Genomic DNA, 19,437 nt, shown 5'->3' with positions numbered 1-19,437 from the left:
AGCTTGTGATGGCTCAGCGAGATTCGCAAAATGCGCCTGTCTTTTGGGTAAACCCTAACCTTAATAATAATAAGAGCGACCGGCAAATAAGGCGGTAATAAAAATGATGATGAAGTCTGTTTTTCCGGCGCTGTTAACCCTCCTGCTGGTGGGATGCGCGACGACAGCGCAGCCGGTTCAGAAGGCGCAGAAGGTCAACGTGAACCCGGAACGCTCACTGGATATGGAAGCATTGTGCAAAGCACAGGCGGCGCGGCGTTATAACACCGGCACGCAGAAAATTGATGTGACCGGTTTTGAGCAATACCAGGGTAGCTATGAGATGCGCGGCAATACTTTCCGCAAAGAGAGTTTTGTTTGCTCTTTTGACGCAGAAGGGCAGTTTTTACATCTTTCCATGCGCTAAGTTCCCCCTTTTTCCCGTTTCGTACTGTATATCTTGCGGTCAGCGGGTATACTGATCCCTTCCTTTAAATCCACACGTATCCAGCACGAAATAATATGCAAAAGTTTGATACCAGGACCTTCCAGGGCTTGATCCTGACCTTACAGGATTACTGGGCTCGCCAGGGCTGCACCATTGTTCAACCATTGGACATGGAAGTCGGCGCGGGGACTTCTCACCCAATGACCTGTCTGCGCGCGCTGGGGCCAGAGCCGATGGCGGCTGCCTATGTGCAGCCTTCTCGTCGTCCGACCGATGGTCGCTATGGCGAAAACCCGAACCGTTTACAGCACTACTATCAGTTCCAGGTGGTGATTAAGCCATCGCCGGATAACATCCAGGAGCTGTATCTCGGTTCTCTGAAAGAGCTGGGGATGGACCCGACTATCCACGATATCCGTTTCGTGGAAGATAACTGGGAAAACCCGACGCTGGGCGCCTGGGGGCTGGGTTGGGAAGTGTGGCTGAACGGCATGGAAGTGACTCAGTTCACCTACTTCCAGCAGGTTGGCGGTCTGGAGTGTAAGCCGGTTACCGGTGAGATCACCTACGGCCTGGAACGTCTGGCTATGTACATTCAGGGCGTAGACAGCGTTTACGACCTGGTCTGGAGCGACGGCCCGCTGGGTAAAACCACCTATGGCGACGTGTTCCATCAGAACGAAGTGGAGCAATCCACCTACAACTTCGAATACGCCGATGTGGATTTCCTGTTCACCTGTTTCGAACAGTATGAGAAAGAAGCACAGCAACTGCTGGCGCTGGAAAACCCGCTGCCGCTGCCTGCTTACGAGCGTATTCTGAAAGCCGCCCATAGCTTTAACCTGCTGGATGCGCGTAAAGCCATCTCCGTTACCGAGCGTCAGCGCTACATCCTGCGCATTCGCACCCTGACCAAAGCAGTGGCAGAAGCTTACTACGCTTCCCGTGAAGCCCTTGGCTTCCCGATGTGCAACAAAGACAAATAAGAGGCGGCCATGTCTGAGAAAACTTTTCTGGTGGAAATCGGCACTGAAGAGCTGCCACCAAAAGCCCTGCGCAGCCTGGCGGAGTCCTTTGCTGCGAACGTTACTGCGGAGCTGGATAACGCTGGCCTCGCACACGGCAACGTAGAGTGGTTCGCCGCACCGCGCCGTCTGGCGCTGAAAGTGGCGAATCTTGCTGCTTCTCAACCCGATCGCGAAGTTGAAAAACGCGGCCCGGCGATTGCTCAGGCGTTTGACGCGGAAGGCAAACCGAGCAAAGCGGCGGAAGGCTGGGCGCGTGGTTGCGGCATCACCGTGGACCAGGCTGAACGTCTGACCACTGACAAAGGCGAATGGCTGCTGTATCGCGCGCATGTGAAAGGCGAAAGCGCAGAAGTGCTGCTGCCGAACATGATTGCCACCTCTCTGGCGAAACTGCCGATTCCGAAACTGATGCGCTGGGGCGCGTCTGACGTTCACTTCGTGCGTCCGGTACACACCGTAACGCTGCTGCTGGGCGACAAGCTCATTCCGGCAACGATTCTGGGTATCCAGTCCGATCGCGTCATTCGCGGCCATCGTTTTATGGGCGAGCCGGAAATCACCATCGACACTGCTGACCAGTATCCGCAAATCCTGCTGGAGCGCGGTAAAGTTGTTGCTGATTACGAAGCGCGTAAAGCGAAAATCAAAGCCGATGCAGAAGAAGCGGCGCGTCAGATTGGCGGTAACGCTGACCTGAGCGAGAGCCTGCTGGAAGAGGTCACTTCGCTGGTGGAATGGCCGGTGGTGCTGACGGCGAAATTCGAAGAGAAATTCCTCGCGGTGCCGTCTGAAGCGCTGGTTTACACCATGAAGGGCGACCAGAAATACTTCCCGGTTTACGCCGCAGACGGCAAACTGCTGCCGAACTTTATCTTCGTGGCGAACATCGAATCTAAAGATCCGCAGCAAATCATCTCCGGTAACGAGAAGGTGGTGCGTCCGCGTCTGGCAGATGCCGAGTTCTTCTTCAATACCGACCGTAAAAAACGTCTGGAAGATAACCTGCCGCGTCTGCAAACCGTGCTGTTCCAGCAACAGCTGGGTACGTTGCGCGACAAGACCGACCGTATTCAGGCACTGGCGGGCTGGATTGCTGAACAAATTGGCGCGGATGTTAACCACGCTACCCGTGCGGGCCTGCTGTCGAAATGTGACCTGATGACCAACATGGTCTTTGAGTTCACCGACACGCAGGGCGTCATGGGGATGCACTACGCGCGCCATGACGGCGAAGCGGAAGATGTGGCTGTCGCGCTGAACGAGCAGTATCAGCCGCGCTTTGCCGGTGACGACCTGCCGTCTAACCCGGTTGCCTGCGCGCTGGCGATTGCCGACAAGATGGACACGCTGGCGGGGATCTTCGGTATCGGTCAGCATCCGAAAGGCGATAAAGACCCGTTCGCGCTGCGTCGTGCCGCGCTGGGCGTGCTGCGTATCATCGTTGAGAAGAACCTGAATCTGGATCTGCAAACGCTGACCGAAGAAGCGGCGCGTCTGTACGGCGACAAGCTGACCAACGCGAATGTGGTTGATGACGTTATCGACTTTATGCTCGGTCGTTTCCGCGCCTGGTATCAGGACGAAGGTTACACCGTGGACACCATTCAGGCGGTTCTGGCGCGTCGTCCGACCCGTCCGGCGGATTTCGATGCCCGTATGAAGGCCGTGTCGCACTTCCGCACGCTGGAAGAAGCCTCCGCGCTGGCGGCGGCGAACAAACGTGTGTCCAACATTCTGGCGAAGTCCGACGAAGTGCTGAACGATCGTGTCAATGCGGCAACGTTGAAGGAACCAGAGGAAATTGCTTTGGCTCTGCAAGTTGTGGTTCTGCGTGACAAACTTGAACCCGTGTTTGCTGAAGGTCGTTACCAGGAAGCGCTAGTCGAACTGGCTGAGCTGCGTGAACCGGTCGATACGTTCTTTGAAAAAGTGATGGTGATGGTTGATGACAAAGATCTGCGCATCAACCGCCTCTCTATGCTGGCGAAACTGCGTGAGCTGTTCCTGCAGGTAGCGGATATTTCCCTGTTGCAGTAAGTTTGTCGCAATAAAATAAAACCTGCCATCTGGCAGGTTTTTTTATGGGGAAAAAGGTAAAAAAAATCCCCGCCGATAGGCAGGGATCTTCAATTCTGAGCTTATAAAGCTAAGATTACAGGCTGGTTACGTTACCAGCTGCCGGGCCTTTAGCGCCGCTTTCGATGGTGAAGGAAACTTTCTGACCTTCATCCAGGGATTTGTAACCGTCGTTCTGGATAGCAGAGAAGTGTACGAACACGTCTTTGGAGCCATCGTCAGGAGTGATGAAGCCGAAGCCTTTATCAGCGTTGAACCATTTTACGATACCAGTCATTTTACCGGACATAGTGTATTACCTTTTAAAAAATAAGTGTGCCTTTCGGCGATATGGCGTGCTTTACAGATTTTTTAAGCGTTAAGGAAATGCGCACTACGAGGGGTATCAACGGATAACTCTTGAAGGGGACTGCCTTACTAAACTGCTTTAATGGTCTGTACGTCAAACCGTTGGACGCATTAACTCATGTAACGCTTGTGGATGCAACTTTTATTTTACTTCTTTCGGGTAAGTCCGTCGGGAAACGGCCCCTTAACAGGACCGTTAAACGAAAAAATCAGGTAATAATCTATTTCATCAACTGCTTACTTAAACCTGGGTTGGCCTGGATCAGGCGCATCAGATTTAACTCGGTACTCGACGGTTTTACCCGTCTGGATTCCCATTCCTGCACCATGGCAACGGTTACGCCCATCGCCCGGGCAAAATCATCTGTTTTTAGCCCGGTTCCTCTTCGTAACTGTTCAAACTCTGTAAAAGGGTTGGGCTTGTTTGTCAGGGTAATCGTCTGCGATACATCTTTAAAAACAATTTGTTCCAGACTGCTCAGCAGTTCAAACATAGGATCTTTGTATTCCATTGAGAACTCCTATAAATCACACAGCGGGATCGTGAATTTCATCGAAGCTCATTAAGAATAGTCGGGAAACGTGAAGCCGGTTGGAAGCGGCAAAGAAGTGGATTCGTTTCAGCGCATTCCGGTCAGGATCGCGCGTTGGCTAAGGATCTGAAAAAGGCCGACATATCGGATCGACGGCGCGCAATTGTAAAGATAACAAAAATTTTATCACGTAAAAAAGCTGGCCGTTTCTTCGTATAATATTCCACGGCAAGATTACGCAGAAAGGGTATCTTGCAAGGCTGTCCTGGACTATCCTTGTCAGCGTCAGGCACGCGGCATCGTTGTGCGCATTTTTGGGTGAAAGGAGTATTAAAATGGCGACAGGTAAGTCCTGCTCTCGCTGGTTTGCGCCTGTTATGGCGTTATTAATGGTAGTTAGCCTGAGCGGGTGTTTTGATAAAGAAGGTGATCAGCGTAAAGCGTTTATTGATTTCCTGCAGAATACTGCGATGCGTAGCGGGGAGCGTCTGCCGACGTTGACCGCCGATCAGAAAAAACAATTTGGTCCGTTCGTGTCTGATTATGCGATTCTGTATGGTTATTCGCAGCAGGTGAATCAGGCGATGGATTCCGGTCTGCGTCCGGTTGTGGATAGCGTCAATGCGATCCGCGTTCCTCAGGACTATGTCACTCAGCGCGAGCCGCTGCGTCAGGCAAATGGTTCTCTGGGCGTGCTGGGCCAGCAGTTGCAGAATGCGAAATTGCAGGCAGATGCCGCGCACAGCGCGCTGAAACAGTCCGACGACCTGAAACCGGTCTTTGATCAGGTTTACAGTAAAGTGGTGACGGCGCCTTCGGAGGCGTTACAGCCGCTGATTCCGGCTGCGCAAATTTTCACGCAGCAACTGGTGCAGGTCGGCGACTTTGTGGCGCAGCAGGATACGCAGGTGAGCTTTGTCGCGAACGGCATTCAGTTCCCGACGTCACAGCAGGCCAGCCAGTACAACACGCTGATTGGGCCGCTGGCGTCTCAGCACCAGGCATTTAATCAGGCCTGGACCACTGCGGTAAACGCGATCCAGTAACGCTGTTTATGCCCGATGGCGCTGGCGTCGATCGGGCATACGGTTAAGCAACGTTGTAGGCCGGGCAGGGCAACGCCGCCGCCCGGCCATTTATTATCCTGCGACCTGCGGGTTCACGCAGTTCTTCTCCACCTTGCCTTGTAACGCATCAATTAAGTTATCCACCGCGCAGGCAGCCATGTTGTAGCGCGTCTCATGGGTGGCGGAGCCGATGTGCGGCAGCGCCACAACGTTCGGCAGCGACAGCAGCGGCGAATCGACCGGCAGCGGTTCTTGTTCAAATACATCCAGACCCGCCGCATGAATTTCACCGCTTTGCAGGGCGGCAATCAGCGCGTTTTCATCCACGACCGGGCCGCGCCCTGCGTTAATGAAAATGGCGGAGGACTTCATTTTGGCAAACTGCGCCGCGCCAAACAGGTGATGTGTCTCTTCCGTCAACGGCAGGATCAGGCAGACAAAATCCGCCGTCTGCAACAGGGTGTCCAGATCGCAGTACCGGGCGTTGAAGCGTTCTTCCGCCTCAGGATGATGGCGGCGGGCGTTGTAGAGAATCGGCATGTTAAAGCCGAAGTGAGCGCGTTGCGCCAGCGCAAGACCAATGCGCCCCATCCCGACAATCCCCAGCGTTTTGTGGTGTACATCAGTGCCAAACCAGTCTGGCCCGATGCTTTTTGTCCATTCCCCCACTTTGACGCGTTCGGCCACTTCCACCACGCGGCGGGCGGTGCTCAGCACCAGCGCCATTACCGTATCCGCAACGGTTTCCGTCAGCACGGTCGGCGTGTGCATCAGCAATACGCTGCGCGCGTTGAGGGCAGCCACATCAAAATTGTCATAACCCACGGAGACGGTCGATGCCGCGCGTAGTTTCGGCATCTTCTCCAGCAGTGCGCTATTGACGGTTTCGCTGGAGCCCAACAAACCTTCCGCGCTGGCGAAAGCCTGGGCGTGTTGTTCTACCGTTTCCGGGCGAAGATTTGGCACCTGCGTGACGGTGAAATGCTCTTCCAGGCGATGCAGTAAATCGTCAGGTAACGCTTTGTAGAGAATAATGGACGGCTTCATGCGGATCTCCGTGAGTTAAGGTTTAAGCGTGGCGTGCGCCAATCGGTAATTGCTGATTGTTAGCAGGCTTAACAATTAAAGTTAGCCATACTGAGGCGAAAAGCGCCACCCCCATAAAAATGTACGAGGCGGCCGGGCTGCCGGTTGCGCCGTTGAGATAGCCGACGAACCATGAACCAAAGAAAGAGCCCAGCGCGCCCATACTGTTGATCAGCGCCATTGCGCCGCCCGCGACGTTACGCGGCAGCATTTCAGGAATAATGGCGAAGAACGGGCCATAAGGGGCATACATCGCCGCACCGGCGATAACCAGCAGGGTATAAGAGAGCCAGAAGTTGTTCGCGCCAACGGCCCATGAGCCGATAAAGGCAAAGGCGGCAATCAACAGCAGCGGCCAGACGAACAGTTTACGGTTTTGCAGTTTATCGGATGCCCAGGAGACAACGATCATCGCGATCGTCGCCGCCAGGTACGGCACTGAAGAGAGCCAGCCGACTTCCACCATGCCCATATTCGTGCTGCCGCTGCGGATGATGGACGGCAGCCACAGAACAAACCCGTACACTCCGATACTCCAGGTGAAATACTGCATGCACAGCAGGATGACGTTGCGTGAGCGGAATGCCTCACTGTAATTGCGTACCGCTTTGATGCCCTGCTGCTCTTTTTCCAGCTGCGCCTGAAGAGCGGCTTTTTCTGACTCCGTCAGCCATCCGGCCTGTGACGGTTTATCTTTCACCAGCACCCACCAGAAGAACGCCCAGATGATGGCGGGGAAGCCTTCAATAATGAACATTTCACGCCAGCCGAGCGCCTGAATCAGGTAGCCTGAAACCACAGACATCCATAGCACCGTCACCGGGTTGCCGAGAATCAGGAACGTATTGGCGCGCGAACGCTCTGACTTCGTGAACCAGTTGCTGATGTAAATCAGCATGGCGGGCATAACGGCCGCTTCCACGACGCCGAGAATAAAGCGGATGGCGGCAAGCATTGGGATATTACTCACCATCCCGGTCAGCGATGCGCATGCCCCCCATAAAATCAGGCAGATAAAAATTAGTTTACGTACGCTGCGACGCTCGGCGTACACCGCGCCTGGGATCTGGAAGAAGAAATAGCCGAGGAAGAACAGGGCGCCCAGCAGGGAGGAGATCCCTTTCGTGATGCCGAGGTCTTCGTTAATTCCCGCTGCGGAAGCGAAGCTGAAGTTTGCGCGATCCAGGTACGCCAGGCTGTACGTGATGAACACGATAGGCATGATGTACCACCAGCGTTTTGCTGCATTTGTTGAGCTTGTCATAGGCCTGCCTCTGTCACTATGCCGCCGCTGTATGTAGGGTACAGGGGGCTGTTATCATTGCGTGAAGTTTATTCGCCTAACGCTTCACGAGTGGGTAATCCTTCGCTGTCGCCCTGAACCTGAATCGCCAGCGCGCCAATTTTATTGCCTCGCGTCACTGCCTGATGCAGCGTGCGGCCTTCCAGCAGGGCGCTGATCACGCCCACGGCAAAGCCATCGCCCGCACCAACCGTATCGACCACGTTGTCCACTTTTACCGGTGTGACGCAGCCTTGCTCGCCCTCAGCGGTTTTGTACCAGGCGCCATCCGCGCCGGTTTTCAGCACCACCGCTTTCACGCCGTGGCGCAGATAAAAATCGGCAATGCCCTCAGGCGTTTGCTGTCCGGTTAATATCATTCCCTCTTTCAGACCGGGCAGCACCCAGTCAGCCTGGAAGGCGAGGCGGTTAAGTTTTTCCACCATTTCGTCTTCGCTTTTCCACAGCACCGGGCGCAGATTCGGATCGAATGAAATCGTTTTGCCCTGTGCTTTCATGGTTCGGGCGGTATGCGCCAGCAGTTCATAAGAGCTGGCGGAAAGCGCCGCCGCAACGCCGCTTAAGTGCAGATGACGCGCGCCGGAGAAGTACGCATCGTGGTAATCGTCCACGGAAAGGTGGCTTGCAGCAGAACCTTTACGGAAATATTCCACAATGGGATCGGTTCCATTTTCGACTTTAGATTTAAGCTGAAAGCCGGTGGCGTAACGTCCGTCCAGCGTGACGCCCTGCGCATCAATCCCTTCTTTTTCAAGCGACTTAAGGACAAAACGGCCAAAACTGTCATCACCGACGCGGCTTACCCAGCCGACGTTTAACCCCAGGCGCGCCAGGCCGGTCGCTACGTTAAGTTCGGCCCCGGCGACGCGTTTGATAAACGCGTCTACGTCCGCGAGATCGCCCGTTTGCGTGGCGACGAACATCGCCATTGCTTCACCAATCGTGATGACATCCAGAGAATTTTTCATGCGTTACTCCTCACGTAACAAATCGACGTAGCGACGAGTCACCGCCGTCAAGTCTTGCCCTTCCAGTGGGAACTCAATACCGCGCGGTACATCAACAGGCAGCGCGTTCAGCAGCGCCAGCCAGCGGGGGTCGGCGTCATCCGGCGCAACGGCGCGGAAACTGTCGTGATGGGGCGTGGCGGCTTTAACGTGGATATAGCCGACGGCGGGCGCCAGGTAGCGTGCGGCGTCTTCCGGCGAGTCGCCTACCCACAGCCAGTTCCCCATATCAAACGTCAGTCTGATGGGCAGGTTCTGTACCTGACAGGCGGCATTGAAGCGTTGCATCGGGCGCAATTTCCCGCAGGCGGTTTGATCATTTTCCACCACCAGCGCCATGCCGCTGCTCTCCAGCCAGTCACGCAGGGTGTCGAGCTGATCCTGGCGTTCAAAATGACCCAGCGACACTTTCAGCCACAGCGCTTGCAGCGTGCGGGCTTCCTGTAACAGGTCGGGAAGGTGGGGGTTGAGGCTGCCATCCTCCAGAAACAGCGGTTCCGGCGCGGAATAGCAGGCCAGCAGGCCGAAAATGTCAATGGCGGCCGCCAGCAGCGGGAGCGCGTTAAGCTCGGCGTCAGTGAACATTTCACGGCGAATCTCGACGCCATCCGCCCCCGCTCCGGCAATGATGGGCAGCATCGCGGTTTGCCCGCCTGCGGCACGCACCTGGTCGTAGCCATAGGCGGCGGTGACCACCATAATTTTTCTTTGCATGGGAACTCCAAATCTATCGCTCTTGCTATTACGCTAGATGGAACCGGTTCCAAAGAAAAGTGCAGTGTGTCGAAATTATGATCACCATCACGAAGGAAAATTAGCGGGCGGTGGAGCCGCGAACGATCAGCTCGCCGGAGAAAACCTGCTCGTGAATCGCGTCGCTGCCCCCTTCAATGCGGCGTACAACCTGCTCGACAGCGGCAAAACCAATTTGCCAGGTCGGCTGTTTCAGCGTGGTGATGCCGACGCCTGCCAGCTCTGCCCATTCCAGTTCGTCAAAACCGAGCAGGCCGATGTCGCTGCCCCAGTTAAGACCAATGCGTTTGAGCGAACGGGCGACCTGCAATGTGAGCGCGCCGTTAGCGGAGATCACGGCTTTGCGCATCCCCCGGTGCTGCTGGTGAAACTGGCGCAGGGTGTTATCCAGTTGCGTATTTTCCGCCAGCGGCACCTCGGCGTTTTCCGCCACCACGCCAGGGTAACGCGCCAGCGTCGCACGAAATGCGTTCAGGCGCTCGCGGCGGGTATTGACCATACCGAGCGGTTCGCTGAGAAACAGGATCGCCTCGAACCCTTGCTCAATGAGATGTTCGGTGGCGGTTGTTGCCGCCTGGGTGTTATCCAGACCCACGACATCGCAGGCGAAATCAGGGATTTTACGGTCAATCAGAACCATCGGCAGCGCCGACTGTTGCAGGCGGTTCAGCCCCTCCTCGCGCATCCCGACGGCGTTCACCACGATGCCTTCCACCTGGTAGCTGCGCAGCAGATCCAGATAGTGCAGTTCCTGATCCACCTCATTATTGGTGTTACAGACCAGGGGAGTGAACCCTTTCTCGCGGCAGGCGGCTTCAATGCCGCTCAACACGTTAACGGAATAGGGGTTGGTAATATCGGCGATGATCAGGCCAATCAGGCGGGTACGACCGCGTTTCAGGCCTCTGGCCATCAGGCTTGGGCGATAGTCGAGTTCGGCAATGGCTTTTTCAATGCGCGCCAGCAGGGCCTCGGACAGCAAATGCTTCTCACCGTTGAGGTAGCGTGAAATGCTGGTTTTTCCGGTTTTAGCGGCTTTCGCCACATCGCTGATGGTTGCCCGTGTTGATTTGCTCATCGCTGATTTCCCTGAATTTGGTGACAACACCTTAACGCGAAAATCAACGATGGCAAGCGCTTCATGCCGGATAAGAATGTAGGCCGGATAAGGCGAAGCCACCATCCGGTGATGTGCCGGGTGGTACTGTCGCCACCCGGCACAACGATTACTGCAACGGACTTAAGGTGATTTCCACGCGGCGGTTTTGCGCTTTACCTTCGGCGGTGCTGTTGCTGGCGATTGGGTTCGCCGGGCCCATGCCGCTGGTGCGGATGCGGTTGGCGGCAACGCCCTGGGTGATCAGCGCGCTGGCCACGGAGTCCGCGCGCTGCTGCGACAGACGCATGTTCAGATCCTGCCCGCCGGTACTGTCGGTGTAGCCCACTACGTTAACGGCGGTTTTGTTGTACTCTTTCAGCACCATCGCCACGCCGGTCAGCGTGTTGGCGCCTGCCGGTTTCAGGGTTGCGCTGCTGCTGTCGAAGGTGACGTCATTCGGCATATTCAGGATGATGTTATCGCCACTTCGCGTCACGCTCACGCCCGTTCCCTGCATTTTGTCACGCAGTTTCGCTTCCTGTACGTCCATGTAATAGCCAACGCCGCCGCCCAGCGCCGCGCCTGCCGCTGCGCCAATCAGCGCGCCTTTGCCGCGATCTTTCTTGGAGGAGGAGAGTGCGCCGACGCCTGCGCCGACCAGAGAACCAATGCCCGCGCCAATGCCGGATTTACCCGCTTCGCGCTCGCCGGTGTAAGGGTTTGTTGTGCAGCCAGATACTGCCAGGGCGCCGCTCACGATAGCAGCAATGACCAAAACACGTTTTTTCATCTTAGTTCCTTAATGACTTTTTTATTTTTTCGCCACAGCGACGGTGGCGGTTGATTATGACGTGCGAACATGAAGAAAATTCCAGGGAAGACTCTTAAATTTGTAAGTAACATTGAGCGGCATAATAAATAAGCCGTCACACCTGCATCGCATTCAGGAGCGCATTTTGATCAACGCACCATCGCACTATTCGGTATTAACCGCCGCCCACTGGGGACCTGTCCGGGTCGACACTGACGGCGAGACGATTCTCGCGTCTCGCGGGGCGCTGCCCACTTCGCATCTCAATTCCCTGCAAACCGTCGTGCGCGACCAGGTTCACAGCCCTACCCGGGTGCGTTTCCCGATGGTGCGTAAAGGGTTTCTCGCCTCGCCAGAGAAGCCACAGGGCGTGCGCGGTCAGGATGAATTTGTGCGGGTGAGTTGGGATGAGGCGCTGGATCTGATCCATACCCAGCACAAACGTATTCGTGAAACATATGGGCCGTCCTCGATTTTTGCCGGTTCTTATGGCTGGCGCTCGAATGGCGTGCTGCATAAAGCTTCCACCCTGTTGCAGCGTTATATGGCGCTGGCGGGCGGGTATACCGGGCATCTGGGGGATTACTCCACGGGGGCGGCGCAGGCCATCATGCCGTATGTGGTGGGCGGAAACGAAGTCTACCAGCAGCAGACCAGCTGGCCGGTTGTGCTGGAACACAGTGACGTGGTGGTGCTATGGAGCGCCAACCCTTTGAATACGCTAAAAATTGCCTGGAATGCGTCGGATGAGCAGGGCATTGCTTACTTTGCCGCGCTGCGCAACAGCGGGAAACGACTGATCTGCATCGATCCAATGCGATCGGAAAGCGCGGCGTTCTTTGGCGATAAGATGGAGTGGATCGCCCCGCATATGGGGACTGACGTGGCGCTGATGCTGGGGATTGCGCATACGCTGGTGAAAAACGGCTGGCATGATGACGCGTTTCTGGCGCGCTGCACGACCGGTTACGAGACATTCGCCGACTATCTGCTGGGCGTGAGCGACGGCGTGGCGAAAACGGCGGAATGGGCCGCAGATATTTGCGGCGTATCCGCCGCTAAAATTCACGAACTGGCGGAACTCTTCCATAAAAACACCACTATGTTGATGTCTGGCTGGGGGATGCAGCGTCAGCAGTTCGGCGAGCAAAAACACTGGATGCTGGTAACGCTTGCCGCCATGTTAGGGCAAATTGGCACGCCCGGCGGCGGTTTTGGCCTCTCGTACCATTTCGCCAACGGGGGAAACCCGACGCGCCGCGCCGCCGTACTGGCTTCAATGCAGGGCAGTCTGCCAGGCGGCACCGATGCGGTAGACAAAATTCCGGTGGCGCGCATTGTCGAGGCGCTGGAGAATCCCGGCGCGCCCTATCAGCACAACGGTATGAACCGCCATTTCCCGGATATCCGCTTCGTCTGGTGGGCTGGCGGCGCGAACTTTACGCATCATCAGGATACCAACCGTCTGATTCGCGCCTGGCAAAAGCCGGAACTGGTGGTGATCTCCGAATGTTTCTGGACCGCTGCGGCGAAACATGCCGATATTGTGTTACCTGCCACGACCTCTTATGAACGTAACGACTTAACCATGACCGGCGACTACAGCAACCAGCATCTGGTGCCGATGAAGCAGGTTGTGCCGCCGCGTGATGAGGCCCGTAATGACTTTGACGTGTTTGCCGAACTGAGCGAGCGCTGGGAAACGGGCGGTCATGCGCGCTTTACCGAAGGGAAAAGCGAGCTTGAGTGGCTGGAAACCTTCTACAACATCGCCGGGCAACGCGGCGCCAGCCAGCAGGTGACGCTGCCGCCGTTTGCACAGTTCTGGGAAGCCAACGATCTGATTGAAATGCCGGAGAATGCGGCCAACGCGCAGTTTATCCGCTTTGCGGATTTCCGCCGCGACCCCGACGCGCATCCACTGAAAACGGACAGCGGCAAGATAGAGATCTACTCCCGGCGAATTGCGGACTACGGCTATGCGGACTGCCCAGGACACCCAATGTGGCTGGAGCCGGACGAATGGCACGGCAATGCCGAACCCGGTCAGCTACAGGTGCTGTCCGCCCATCCGGCGCATCGTCTGCACAGCCAGCTTAACTACAGCCAGCTTCGTGAACAGTATGCGGTGGCGGGGCGCGAACCGGTTACTCTGCATCCGCAGGATGCGCAGACGCGGGGCATTGCCGACGGCGACACGGTGCGGGTCTGGAATCACCGAGGACAAATTCTGGCGGGCGCGGTGGTGACGGAGGGCATTAGACACGGCGTTATCTGCATTCATGAAGGGGCATGGCCGGATTTAGAGGTGTCGGCTGGCGGCATCTGTAAAAATGGCGCGGTAAACGTGTTGACCAAAGATCTCCCCAGTTCGCGACTGGGGAACGGCTGTGCGGGCAACACCGCGCTGGCGTGGATTGAAAAGTATACCGGCCCCTCGCTGACGCTTACGGCGTTTAATCCGCCTGCCAGCCCATAATCCATGTCGGATGCTGTGTATCTTCCTGCCATGCGCTGTCTTCGATACGAAAACCCAGCGCATGGTAGAAATTCACCGCCGACTGATTTTTCTGGTAAACCTCCAGGCTGAGCGCGGTAAAGCGCAGCTGAACATGCTGCACCAGCGCCTTGCCAATCCCGCTGCGGATCGCGTCTGGCGTGACAAACAGCGCGCCCAAAAAGCGCGCTTCCATCACGCTGGCAAAGCCTTTCAGTGAACCTGCTTCTTCCCACACCCAGGTCTGCGCGGCGGGCAGGTACACGTCACGCACTATCGCTTCGCTTTCGCGCCAGTAGCGCGCTTCGATAAACGGGTGGGCATAGATCGTGCTTTCCATCCAGAGCGTCAAAATTGACGCCATATCGTCAGTCCGGGATTCGCGAATCATGCTGACCTCCAGGATGGCAGAAACAGCCCGTGATATGGTCGTTGACCAGCCCGCACGCCTGCATAAAGGAGTAGCAAATGGTGGTGCCGACGAACTTGAAGCCGCGTTTTTTCAGCGCTTTTGCCAGCGCATCTGACGCGGGGGTTGAGGTGGGGATCTCGCTCAGGCTGGCGGCGCGCGTTACCTGCGGCTGGTTTTCGACAAAAGACCAGACGAATTCAGCAAACGGTTCGCCATTTTGCTCCATTGCGAGATATGCCCTGGCATTGCCGATGATGGCCTGAATTTTCCCCCGATGGCGAATAATGCCCGCATCCTGCAACAGACGCTCAACGTCGTCTTCCTGCATCGCCGCGACGCGAACGGGATCAAAGTGGTGGAAGTTTGCGCGATAGTTTTCCCGTTTCTTCAGCACGGTGATCCAGGAAAGCCCCGCCTGCTGGCCTTCAAGGCAGATCATCTCGAACAGCTTTTTGCCGTCGGTTTCGGGAATGCCCCACTCCTTGTCGTGATAGGCGATGTATAGTGGGTCCTGACTGACCCATCCGCAACGCTGCATACTCTTCCTCGCTGTTTTGACTACCGCAAAAATTTCATTCGGCCCGCCTTGATGCGCCAGCTAAAAAGACAATATTTAATACAGGGCTAATAAGCCCTGGAACCGCCAAACAATGACAATAATATCGCCGAATTCGGCTCTTCTCTGGAGTCGCGTTGATGATTATAAAAAAATGCAGTGGTCGCCAGGTGTGGTGCTGCCTGGCGAGCGTTATCGTCTGTGCAATTTTCACTAACACAGCATATGCCTGGCAACAAGAATATATCGCTGATGCTGTATCGGGTCATACGACAGAACGCTATACATGGGACAGCGATCACCAACCAAGTTACAACGATATTCTGGCGGAGCGGATTCGGTCCAGCCAGAATGCGCCTGGCCCTGTGCTGAGCCTGGCCGATCAAACGCCACTGGATGCGACCAGCGGCATGAGCATGGGCTGGAATTTTCCGCTTGCCGGGCGCGTGACGACCGGGCCGGTCGCCAGCCTGCATTACGACGGCTCAACCACCTCGATGTTTAATGAATTTGGCGACAGCGTGACGGCGCAGGCGCTGACCGACCCTCTGTGGCATGCCAGCGTCAGTACGTTGGGCTGGCGGGTGAATTCGCAGTTTGGCGATATCCGTCCCTGGGCGCAAATCAGCTATAACCAGCAATACGGCGAGAACATCTGGAAAGCGCAGTCGGGGCTGAGTCGAATGACGGCGGCGGATCAGAATGGCAACTGGCTGGATGTGACGGTGGGGGCGGATATGCTACTGAACCCGCATATCGCGGCGTATGCGGCGCTCTCTCAGGCAGATAACAGCGCAAGCAATAGCGACTACCTGTACACCCTGGGCGTTAGCGCCAGATTTTAACGAGAATATGCACGTAATAAAAACAAGTTTTTTACAATTGAGTCTCTTTAATAACAAGACATACAGCGATAGTGGGTACTAACTGACATTAAAAAAATCACGCTGCGCAGTCTTTGTCTCGTCATTCATTCCGCAATCCAGGCATTTCATTCCGTTCTGATGGCATTTCATGCCGTTTTTCCCCTGCATAAAAAGCACTTCGTTATTGTTGTCGGCAGTGAATTTCTCCTTTGTTTATGCAGGAAGACTGCCATGAAAACTTCTGATTATCAGCGTACCCGTTGGCTGACGCTTATCGGCACCATCATCACACAATTTGCGTTAGGTTCTGTTTACACCTGGAGCCTGTTTAATGGCGCGCTCTCTGCAAAACTGGATGAGCCCGTCAGCCAGGTGGCCTTTTCATTTGGCTTGTTGAGCCTGGGACTGGCGATCTCCTCTTCCGTGGCGGGTAAATTACAGGAACGTTTCGGCGTAAAACGCGTCACGATGGCGTCAGGTGTTTTACTGGGCATCGGCTTCTTTTTAACGGCGCATTCCAACAACCTTATGATGCTGTGGCTGAGCGCCGGGGTGCTGGTTGGCCTGGCAGACGGGGCGGGATACCTGTTAACGCTGTCTAACTGCGTAAAATGGTTCCCGGAACGTAAAGGGCTGATTTCCGCCTTCGCGATTGGTTCTTATGGCCTCGGTAGCCTCGGCTTCAAATTCATCGACAGCCAACTGCTGGCGACGGTCGGTCTGGAAAAGACATTTATGATCTGGGGCGCGATTGTGCTGGTGATGATTGTCTTTGGTTCAACGCTGATGAAAGACGCGCCGAATCAGGATGTTAAAGCGGTAAACGGGGTGGTGGAAAACGACTTCACCCTGGCGCAGTCCATGCGTAAACCGCAGTACTGGATGCTGGCGGTGATGTTCCTGACGGCCTGCATGAGCGGTCTGTATGTCATCGGCGTGGCGAAAGACATTGCTCAGGGGCTGGCGCATATGGATGTTGCTTCGGCGGCCAACGCGGTCACGGTGATTTCCATCGCTAACCTGTCAGGCCGCCTGGTGCTGGGCATTCTGTCTGACAAAATCGCCCGTATCCGCGTGATTACCCTCGGTCAGGTTGTCTCGCTGGTCGGGATGGCGGCGTTACTGTTCGCGCCGCTGAATGATGTGACGTTCTTCGCCGCGATTGCCTGCGTCGCCTTTAACTTCGGCGGTACGATCACGGTGTTCCCGTCGCTGGTGAGCGAGTTCTTCGGCCTGAATAACCTGGCGAAAAACTACGGCGTGATTTACCTGGGCTTTGGGATTGGCAGTATTTGCGGGTCGATTATCGCCTCGCTGTTCGGTGGGTTCTACGTCACCTTCTGCGTTATTTTCGCTCTGCTGATCCTCTCTCTGGCGCTCTCGACCACGATTCGCCAGCCTCAGCGCCGCGTCTTTAAAGAGGCTCACGCCTGATTTTATTCATCATTTAACCACTTCCCGGCCCGGATATTTTTGTAAATATCCGGGCCGCTTGCTTATTCTTCCGACACTTTTACGCTTCCCTGTGGTCTACATACCCGCGCGTGTAGACTGTCTGACATCTGCTGTTACCGCATTTATCCACCTGCCCGGTCTGGAATGGCCTTTTGCGGGTGGTTTTTATCCCGATTTCCAGGGTTTGCTTGCATGAAATACATTAAATCGATGACGCAGCAGAAGCTGAGCTTCTTGCTTGCGCTCTATATCGGCCTGTTTATGAATTGCGCAGTGTTTTACCGCCGGTTTGGCAGCTATGCGCAGGAATTTACCGTCTGGAAAGGCCTCTCGGCAGTGGTTGAACTTGGGGCCACGGTTCTCGCCACGTTCTTCTTACTCCGTCTGCTTTCCCTGTTTGGTCGCCGCGTCTGGCGGGTTCTGGCTACGCTGGTGGTGCTGTTCTCCGCGAGCGCCAGCTATTACATGACCCTCCTGAACGTGGTGATCGGCTACGGCATTATTGCCTCCGTGATGACCACGGATATCGATTTATCGAAAGAGGTCGTCGGCTGGCACTTCATTTTGTGGCTGGTGGCGGTGAGCATTCTGCCGCTGGTCTTTATCTGGAGTAACCGCTGTCGTTATACCCTGCTGCGGCAGTTACGCACGCCGGGACAGCGCGTTCGCAGCGTGGCGGCGGTGGTTCTGGCTGGGGTGATGGTGTGGGCGCCGATTCGCCTGCTCGACGTTCAGCAAAAGAATGTTGAACGAACAACGGGTATCGATTTGCCGAGCTATGGCGGCGTGGTGGCGAACTCTTATTTACCGTCGAACTGGCTGTCGGCTTTAGGGCTGTACGCCTGGGCGCAGGTGGATGAGTCGTCGGATAATAACTCGCTGATGAACCCGGCGAAGAAGTTTACCTATGTTGCGCCAGAAAGCATTGATGACACGTATGTTGTGTTTATCATCGGCGAAACCACGCGTTGGGATCATATGGGCATCTTCGGCTACGAGCGGAACACGACGCCGAAGCTGGCGCAGGAAAAAAATCTCGCGGCGTTCCGGGGTGAGTCGTGTGATACCGCGACCAAACTCTCGCTGCGCTGTATGTTTGTGCGCGAGGGTGGCGCGTCGGAGAATCCGCAGCGTACGCTGAAAGAGCAAAACATTTTTGCGGTGCTGAAGCAGTTAGGGTTTAGCGCCGATCTGTATGCGATGCAGAGCGAAATGTGGTTCTACAGCAATACGATGGCGGATAACATTGCCTACCGCGAGCAAATCGGCGCAGAGCCGCGCAACCGGGGTAAGACGGTTGATGATATGTTGCTGGTGGATGAAATGCAGCGTTCGTTAGCGCAAACCCCTGATGGGAAACACCTGATCGTGATGCATACCAAAGGGTCGCATTATAACTATACGCAGCGGTATCCCCGCAGCTTTGCGCAGTGGACGCCGGAGTGTGTCGGCGTTGACGACGGCTGCACAAAAGCGGAGATGATCAACTCTTACGATAACTCGGTGAGCTATGTTGATCACTTTATTACCCGTGTGTTCGATCAGCTGCGCGATAAGAAAGCCATTGTGTTTTACGCCGCCGATCACGGCGAGTCGATCAATGAGCGTGAGCATTTGCACGGCACGCCGCGCAAGATGGCGCCGCCAGAACAGTTCCGGGTGCCAATGCTGGTGTGGATGTCGGATAAGTATCTGGAGAACCCGCAGCATGCGCAGATGCTTGCGCGCCTGCAACAGGCGGCGGCGATGAAAACGCCGCGCCGTCATGTGGAGCTGTATGACACGGTGATGGGATGTCTCGGCTACACCTCGCCAGATGGCGGAATTAACGAAAACAACGACTGGTGCCATATTCCGGCTGAACAGAATGCAGTGGTGCAGTAAGCGGTCTGCTGACTTTCTCGCCGATTGAATGGCATTTTCAAACTAAGGGATTGACGGGCGCGCACCTGAGCAGTAAGATGCGCCCCGCATTCGGTGATTGGCGCAGCCTGGTAGCGCACTTCGTTCGGGACGAAGGGGTCGGAGGTTCGAATCCTCTATCACCGACCAATTCAGAAAAGCCAGCCCACGGGCTGGCTTTTTGCTGTCTGGAATTTAACGAGGATGAGAA

At 55.7% G+C, this 19,437-nt stretch carries 18 protein-coding genes and 1 tRNA gene; 9 read left to right on the top strand and 10 right to left on the bottom strand.

From position 1 onward, the window contains the following. Positions 1-103 precede the first annotated feature (103 nt). The 3 genes from OGV82_RS02850 to glyS all read left to right on the top strand — a co-directional run bounded on the left by OGV82_RS02850 (position 104) and on the right by glyS (position 3,492). Complete coding sequence (locus tag OGV82_RS02850) at positions 104-406, top strand: YsaB family lipoprotein (RefSeq protein WP_012135698.1); 303 nt, start codon at positions 104-106, stop codon at positions 404-406. 95 nt (positions 407-501) lie between these two features. After that, positions 502-1,413 (top strand): glycine--tRNA ligase subunit alpha, encoded by a 912-nt coding sequence (gene glyQ / locus OGV82_RS02845; RefSeq protein ID WP_001168544.1) that lies wholly within the window; start codon positions 502-504, stop codon positions 1,411-1,413. Between the two features lie 9 nt (positions 1,414-1,422). Then, complete coding sequence (gene glyS, locus OGV82_RS02840) at positions 1,423-3,492, top strand: glycine--tRNA ligase subunit beta (RefSeq protein ID WP_047460355.1); 2,070 nt, start codon at positions 1,423-1,425, stop codon at positions 3,490-3,492. Between the two features lie 115 nt (positions 3,493-3,607). Here the strand turns inward: glyS and cspE are convergent, their stop codons facing one another. Beyond that, entirely contained in the window at positions 3,608-3,820 is a 213-nt protein-coding gene (gene cspE / locus OGV82_RS02835; RefSeq protein WP_000014594.1) for a transcription antiterminator/RNA stability regulator CspE, read from the bottom strand. A 280-nt stretch (positions 3,821-4,100) separates the two neighbouring features. After that, positions 4,101-4,391, bottom strand: coding sequence for an HTH-type transcriptional regulator (locus tag OGV82_RS02830; RefSeq protein ID WP_047460357.1), 291 nt, complete (start codon positions 4,389-4,391; stop codon positions 4,101-4,103). A gap of 356 nt (positions 4,392-4,747) precedes the next feature. On the opposite strand from OGV82_RS02830, the gene OGV82_RS02825 reads away from it, so the two are divergent. Further along, entirely contained in the window at positions 4,748-5,458 is a 711-nt protein-coding gene (locus tag OGV82_RS02825) for a DUF3053 domain-containing protein (RefSeq protein WP_024131051.1), read from the top strand. A 93-nt stretch (positions 5,459-5,551) separates the two neighbouring features. Here OGV82_RS02825 and ghrB read toward each other — a convergent pair whose 3' ends face one another. The 6 genes from ghrB to OGV82_RS02795 all read right to left on the bottom strand — a co-directional run bounded on the left by ghrB (position 5,552) and on the right by OGV82_RS02795 (position 11,517). Next, entirely contained in the window at positions 5,552-6,526 is a 975-nt protein-coding gene (gene ghrB, locus OGV82_RS02820) for a glyoxylate/hydroxypyruvate reductase GhrB (protein ID WP_047460360.1), read from the bottom strand. Between the two features lie 22 nt (positions 6,527-6,548). Continuing rightward, a complete protein-coding gene (locus OGV82_RS02815) occupies positions 6,549-7,829 on the bottom strand; it encodes an MFS transporter (RefSeq protein WP_101744177.1) in 1,281 nt (426 codons plus the stop codon). 68 nt (positions 7,830-7,897) lie between these two features. Further along, the gene (locus OGV82_RS02810; protein WP_047460361.1) at positions 7,898-8,836 is read right to left on the bottom strand and encodes a sugar kinase; all 939 of its coding nucleotides are present in this window, start codon (positions 8,834-8,836) and stop codon (positions 7,898-7,900) included. Positions 8,837-8,839: 3 nt separating this feature from the next. Beyond that, positions 8,840-9,589, bottom strand: coding sequence for a sugar phosphate isomerase/epimerase family protein (locus OGV82_RS02805; protein ID WP_047460363.1), 750 nt, complete (start codon positions 9,587-9,589; stop codon positions 8,840-8,842). A 100-nt stretch (positions 9,590-9,689) separates the two neighbouring features. Next, on the bottom strand, positions 9,690-10,706 hold the full coding sequence (locus tag OGV82_RS02800) for a LacI family DNA-binding transcriptional regulator (RefSeq protein WP_047463855.1): 1,017 nt from the start codon (positions 10,704-10,706) through the stop codon (positions 9,690-9,692). A gap of 148 nt (positions 10,707-10,854) precedes the next feature. After that, complete coding sequence (locus OGV82_RS02795; protein ID WP_047460366.1) at positions 10,855-11,517, bottom strand: OmpA family lipoprotein; 663 nt, start codon at positions 11,515-11,517, stop codon at positions 10,855-10,857. Between the two features lie 166 nt (positions 11,518-11,683). Here OGV82_RS02795 and OGV82_RS02790 point away from each other — a divergent pair, with 166 nt between their 5' ends. Further along, positions 11,684-14,017, top strand: coding sequence for a molybdopterin guanine dinucleotide-containing S/N-oxide reductase (locus OGV82_RS02790; RefSeq protein WP_101744178.1), 2,334 nt, complete (start codon positions 11,684-11,686; stop codon positions 14,015-14,017). Here OGV82_RS02790 and OGV82_RS02785 read toward each other — a convergent pair. Next, positions 13,995-14,426 carry an N-acetyltransferase gene (locus tag OGV82_RS02785; RefSeq protein ID WP_047460369.1) on the bottom strand — a complete coding sequence of 144 codons (432 nt, stop codon included), beginning with the start codon at positions 14,424-14,426 and terminating at the stop codon, positions 13,995-13,997. The two genes, OGV82_RS02790 and OGV82_RS02785, sit on opposite strands and share 23 nt — an antisense overlap. Next, complete coding sequence (gene tag, locus OGV82_RS02780) at positions 14,404-14,985, bottom strand: DNA-3-methyladenine glycosylase I (protein WP_012135682.1); 582 nt, start codon at positions 14,983-14,985, stop codon at positions 14,404-14,406. The genes OGV82_RS02785 and tag overlap by 23 nt, the downstream gene beginning before the upstream one ends. A gap of 158 nt (positions 14,986-15,143) precedes the next feature. On the opposite strand from tag, the gene OGV82_RS02775 reads away from it, so the two are divergent. The 4 genes from OGV82_RS02775 (at position 15,144) to OGV82_RS02760 (ending at position 19,376) form a co-directional block, all read left to right on the top strand. Then, positions 15,144-15,848, top strand: coding sequence for an autotransporter outer membrane beta-barrel domain-containing protein (locus OGV82_RS02775; RefSeq protein ID WP_047460372.1), 705 nt, complete (start codon positions 15,144-15,146; stop codon positions 15,846-15,848). 252 nt (positions 15,849-16,100) lie between these two features. Then, the gene (locus OGV82_RS02770; protein ID WP_024131048.1) at positions 16,101-17,303 is read left to right on the top strand and encodes an L-lactate MFS transporter; all 1,203 of its coding nucleotides are present in this window, start codon (positions 16,101-16,103) and stop codon (positions 17,301-17,303) included. Positions 17,304-17,516: 213 nt separating this feature from the next. Continuing rightward, positions 17,517-19,208: a kdo(2)-lipid A phosphoethanolamine 7''-transferase gene (gene eptB, locus OGV82_RS02765; RefSeq protein WP_047460376.1), complete on the top strand. Its 1,692-nt coding sequence runs from the start codon at positions 17,517-17,519 to the stop codon at positions 19,206-19,208. A 91-nt stretch (positions 19,209-19,299) separates the two neighbouring features. Continuing rightward, a tRNA-Pro gene (locus tag OGV82_RS02760) sits at positions 19,300-19,376 on the top strand. Positions 19,377-19,437 lie beyond the last annotated feature (61 nt).

It is taken from the genome of Citrobacter sp. CK191 (assembly GCF_030333435.1).
Taxonomy (GTDB): Bacteria; Pseudomonadota; Gammaproteobacteria; order Enterobacterales; family Enterobacteriaceae; genus Citrobacter_B; species Citrobacter_B koseri.
Note: the sequence above shows the minus strand (reverse complement) of the source record. Positions and strands in the feature narration are given on the sequence as shown.

Excerpts from the sequence above, each read along its gene's own strand:
- OGV82_RS02850 (WP_012135698.1), top strand. The coding sequence starts at position 104 with ATGATGATGAAGTCTGTTTTTCCGGCGCTGTTAACCCTCCTGCTGGTG.
- glyQ (WP_001168544.1), top strand. The coding sequence starts at position 502 with ATGCAAAAGTTTGATACCAGGACCTTCCAGGGCTTGATCCTGACCTTA.
- glyS (WP_047460355.1), top strand. The coding sequence starts at position 1,423 with ATGTCTGAGAAAACTTTTCTGGTGGAAATCGGCACTGAAGAGCTGCCA.
- cspE (WP_000014594.1), bottom strand. The coding sequence starts at position 3,820 with ATGTCCGGTAAAATGACTGGTATCGTAAAATGGTTCAACGCTGATAAA.
- OGV82_RS02830 (WP_047460357.1), bottom strand. The coding sequence starts at position 4,391 with ATGGAATACAAAGATCCTATGTTTGAACTGCTGAGCAGTCTGGAACAA.
- OGV82_RS02825 (WP_024131051.1), top strand. The coding sequence starts at position 4,748 with ATGGCGACAGGTAAGTCCTGCTCTCGCTGGTTTGCGCCTGTTATGGCG.
- ghrB (WP_047460360.1), bottom strand. The coding sequence starts at position 6,526 with ATGAAGCCGTCCATTATTCTCTACAAAGCGTTACCTGACGATTTACTG.
- OGV82_RS02815 (WP_101744177.1), bottom strand. The coding sequence starts at position 7,829 with ATGACAAGCTCAACAAATGCAGCAAAACGCTGGTGGTACATCATGCCT.
- OGV82_RS02810 (WP_047460361.1), bottom strand. The coding sequence starts at position 8,836 with ATGAAAAATTCTCTGGATGTCATCACGATTGGTGAAGCAATGGCGATG.
- OGV82_RS02805 (WP_047460363.1), bottom strand. The coding sequence starts at position 9,589 with ATGCAAAGAAAAATTATGGTGGTCACCGCCGCCTATGGCTACGACCAG.
- OGV82_RS02800 (WP_047463855.1), bottom strand. The coding sequence starts at position 10,706 with ATGAGCAAATCAACACGGGCAACCATCAGCGATGTGGCGAAAGCCGCT.
- OGV82_RS02795 (WP_047460366.1), bottom strand. The coding sequence starts at position 11,517 with ATGAAAAAACGTGTTTTGGTCATTGCTGCTATCGTGAGCGGCGCCCTG.
- OGV82_RS02785 (WP_047460369.1), bottom strand. The coding sequence starts at position 14,426 with ATGATTCGCGAATCCCGGACTGACGATATGGCGTCAATTTTGACGCTC.
- tag (WP_012135682.1), bottom strand. The coding sequence starts at position 14,985 with ATGCAGCGTTGCGGATGGGTCAGTCAGGACCCACTATACATCGCCTAT.
- OGV82_RS02775 (WP_047460372.1), top strand. The coding sequence starts at position 15,144 with ATGATTATAAAAAAATGCAGTGGTCGCCAGGTGTGGTGCTGCCTGGCG.
- OGV82_RS02770 (WP_024131048.1), top strand. The coding sequence starts at position 16,101 with ATGAAAACTTCTGATTATCAGCGTACCCGTTGGCTGACGCTTATCGGC.
- eptB (WP_047460376.1), top strand. The coding sequence starts at position 17,517 with ATGAAATACATTAAATCGATGACGCAGCAGAAGCTGAGCTTCTTGCTT.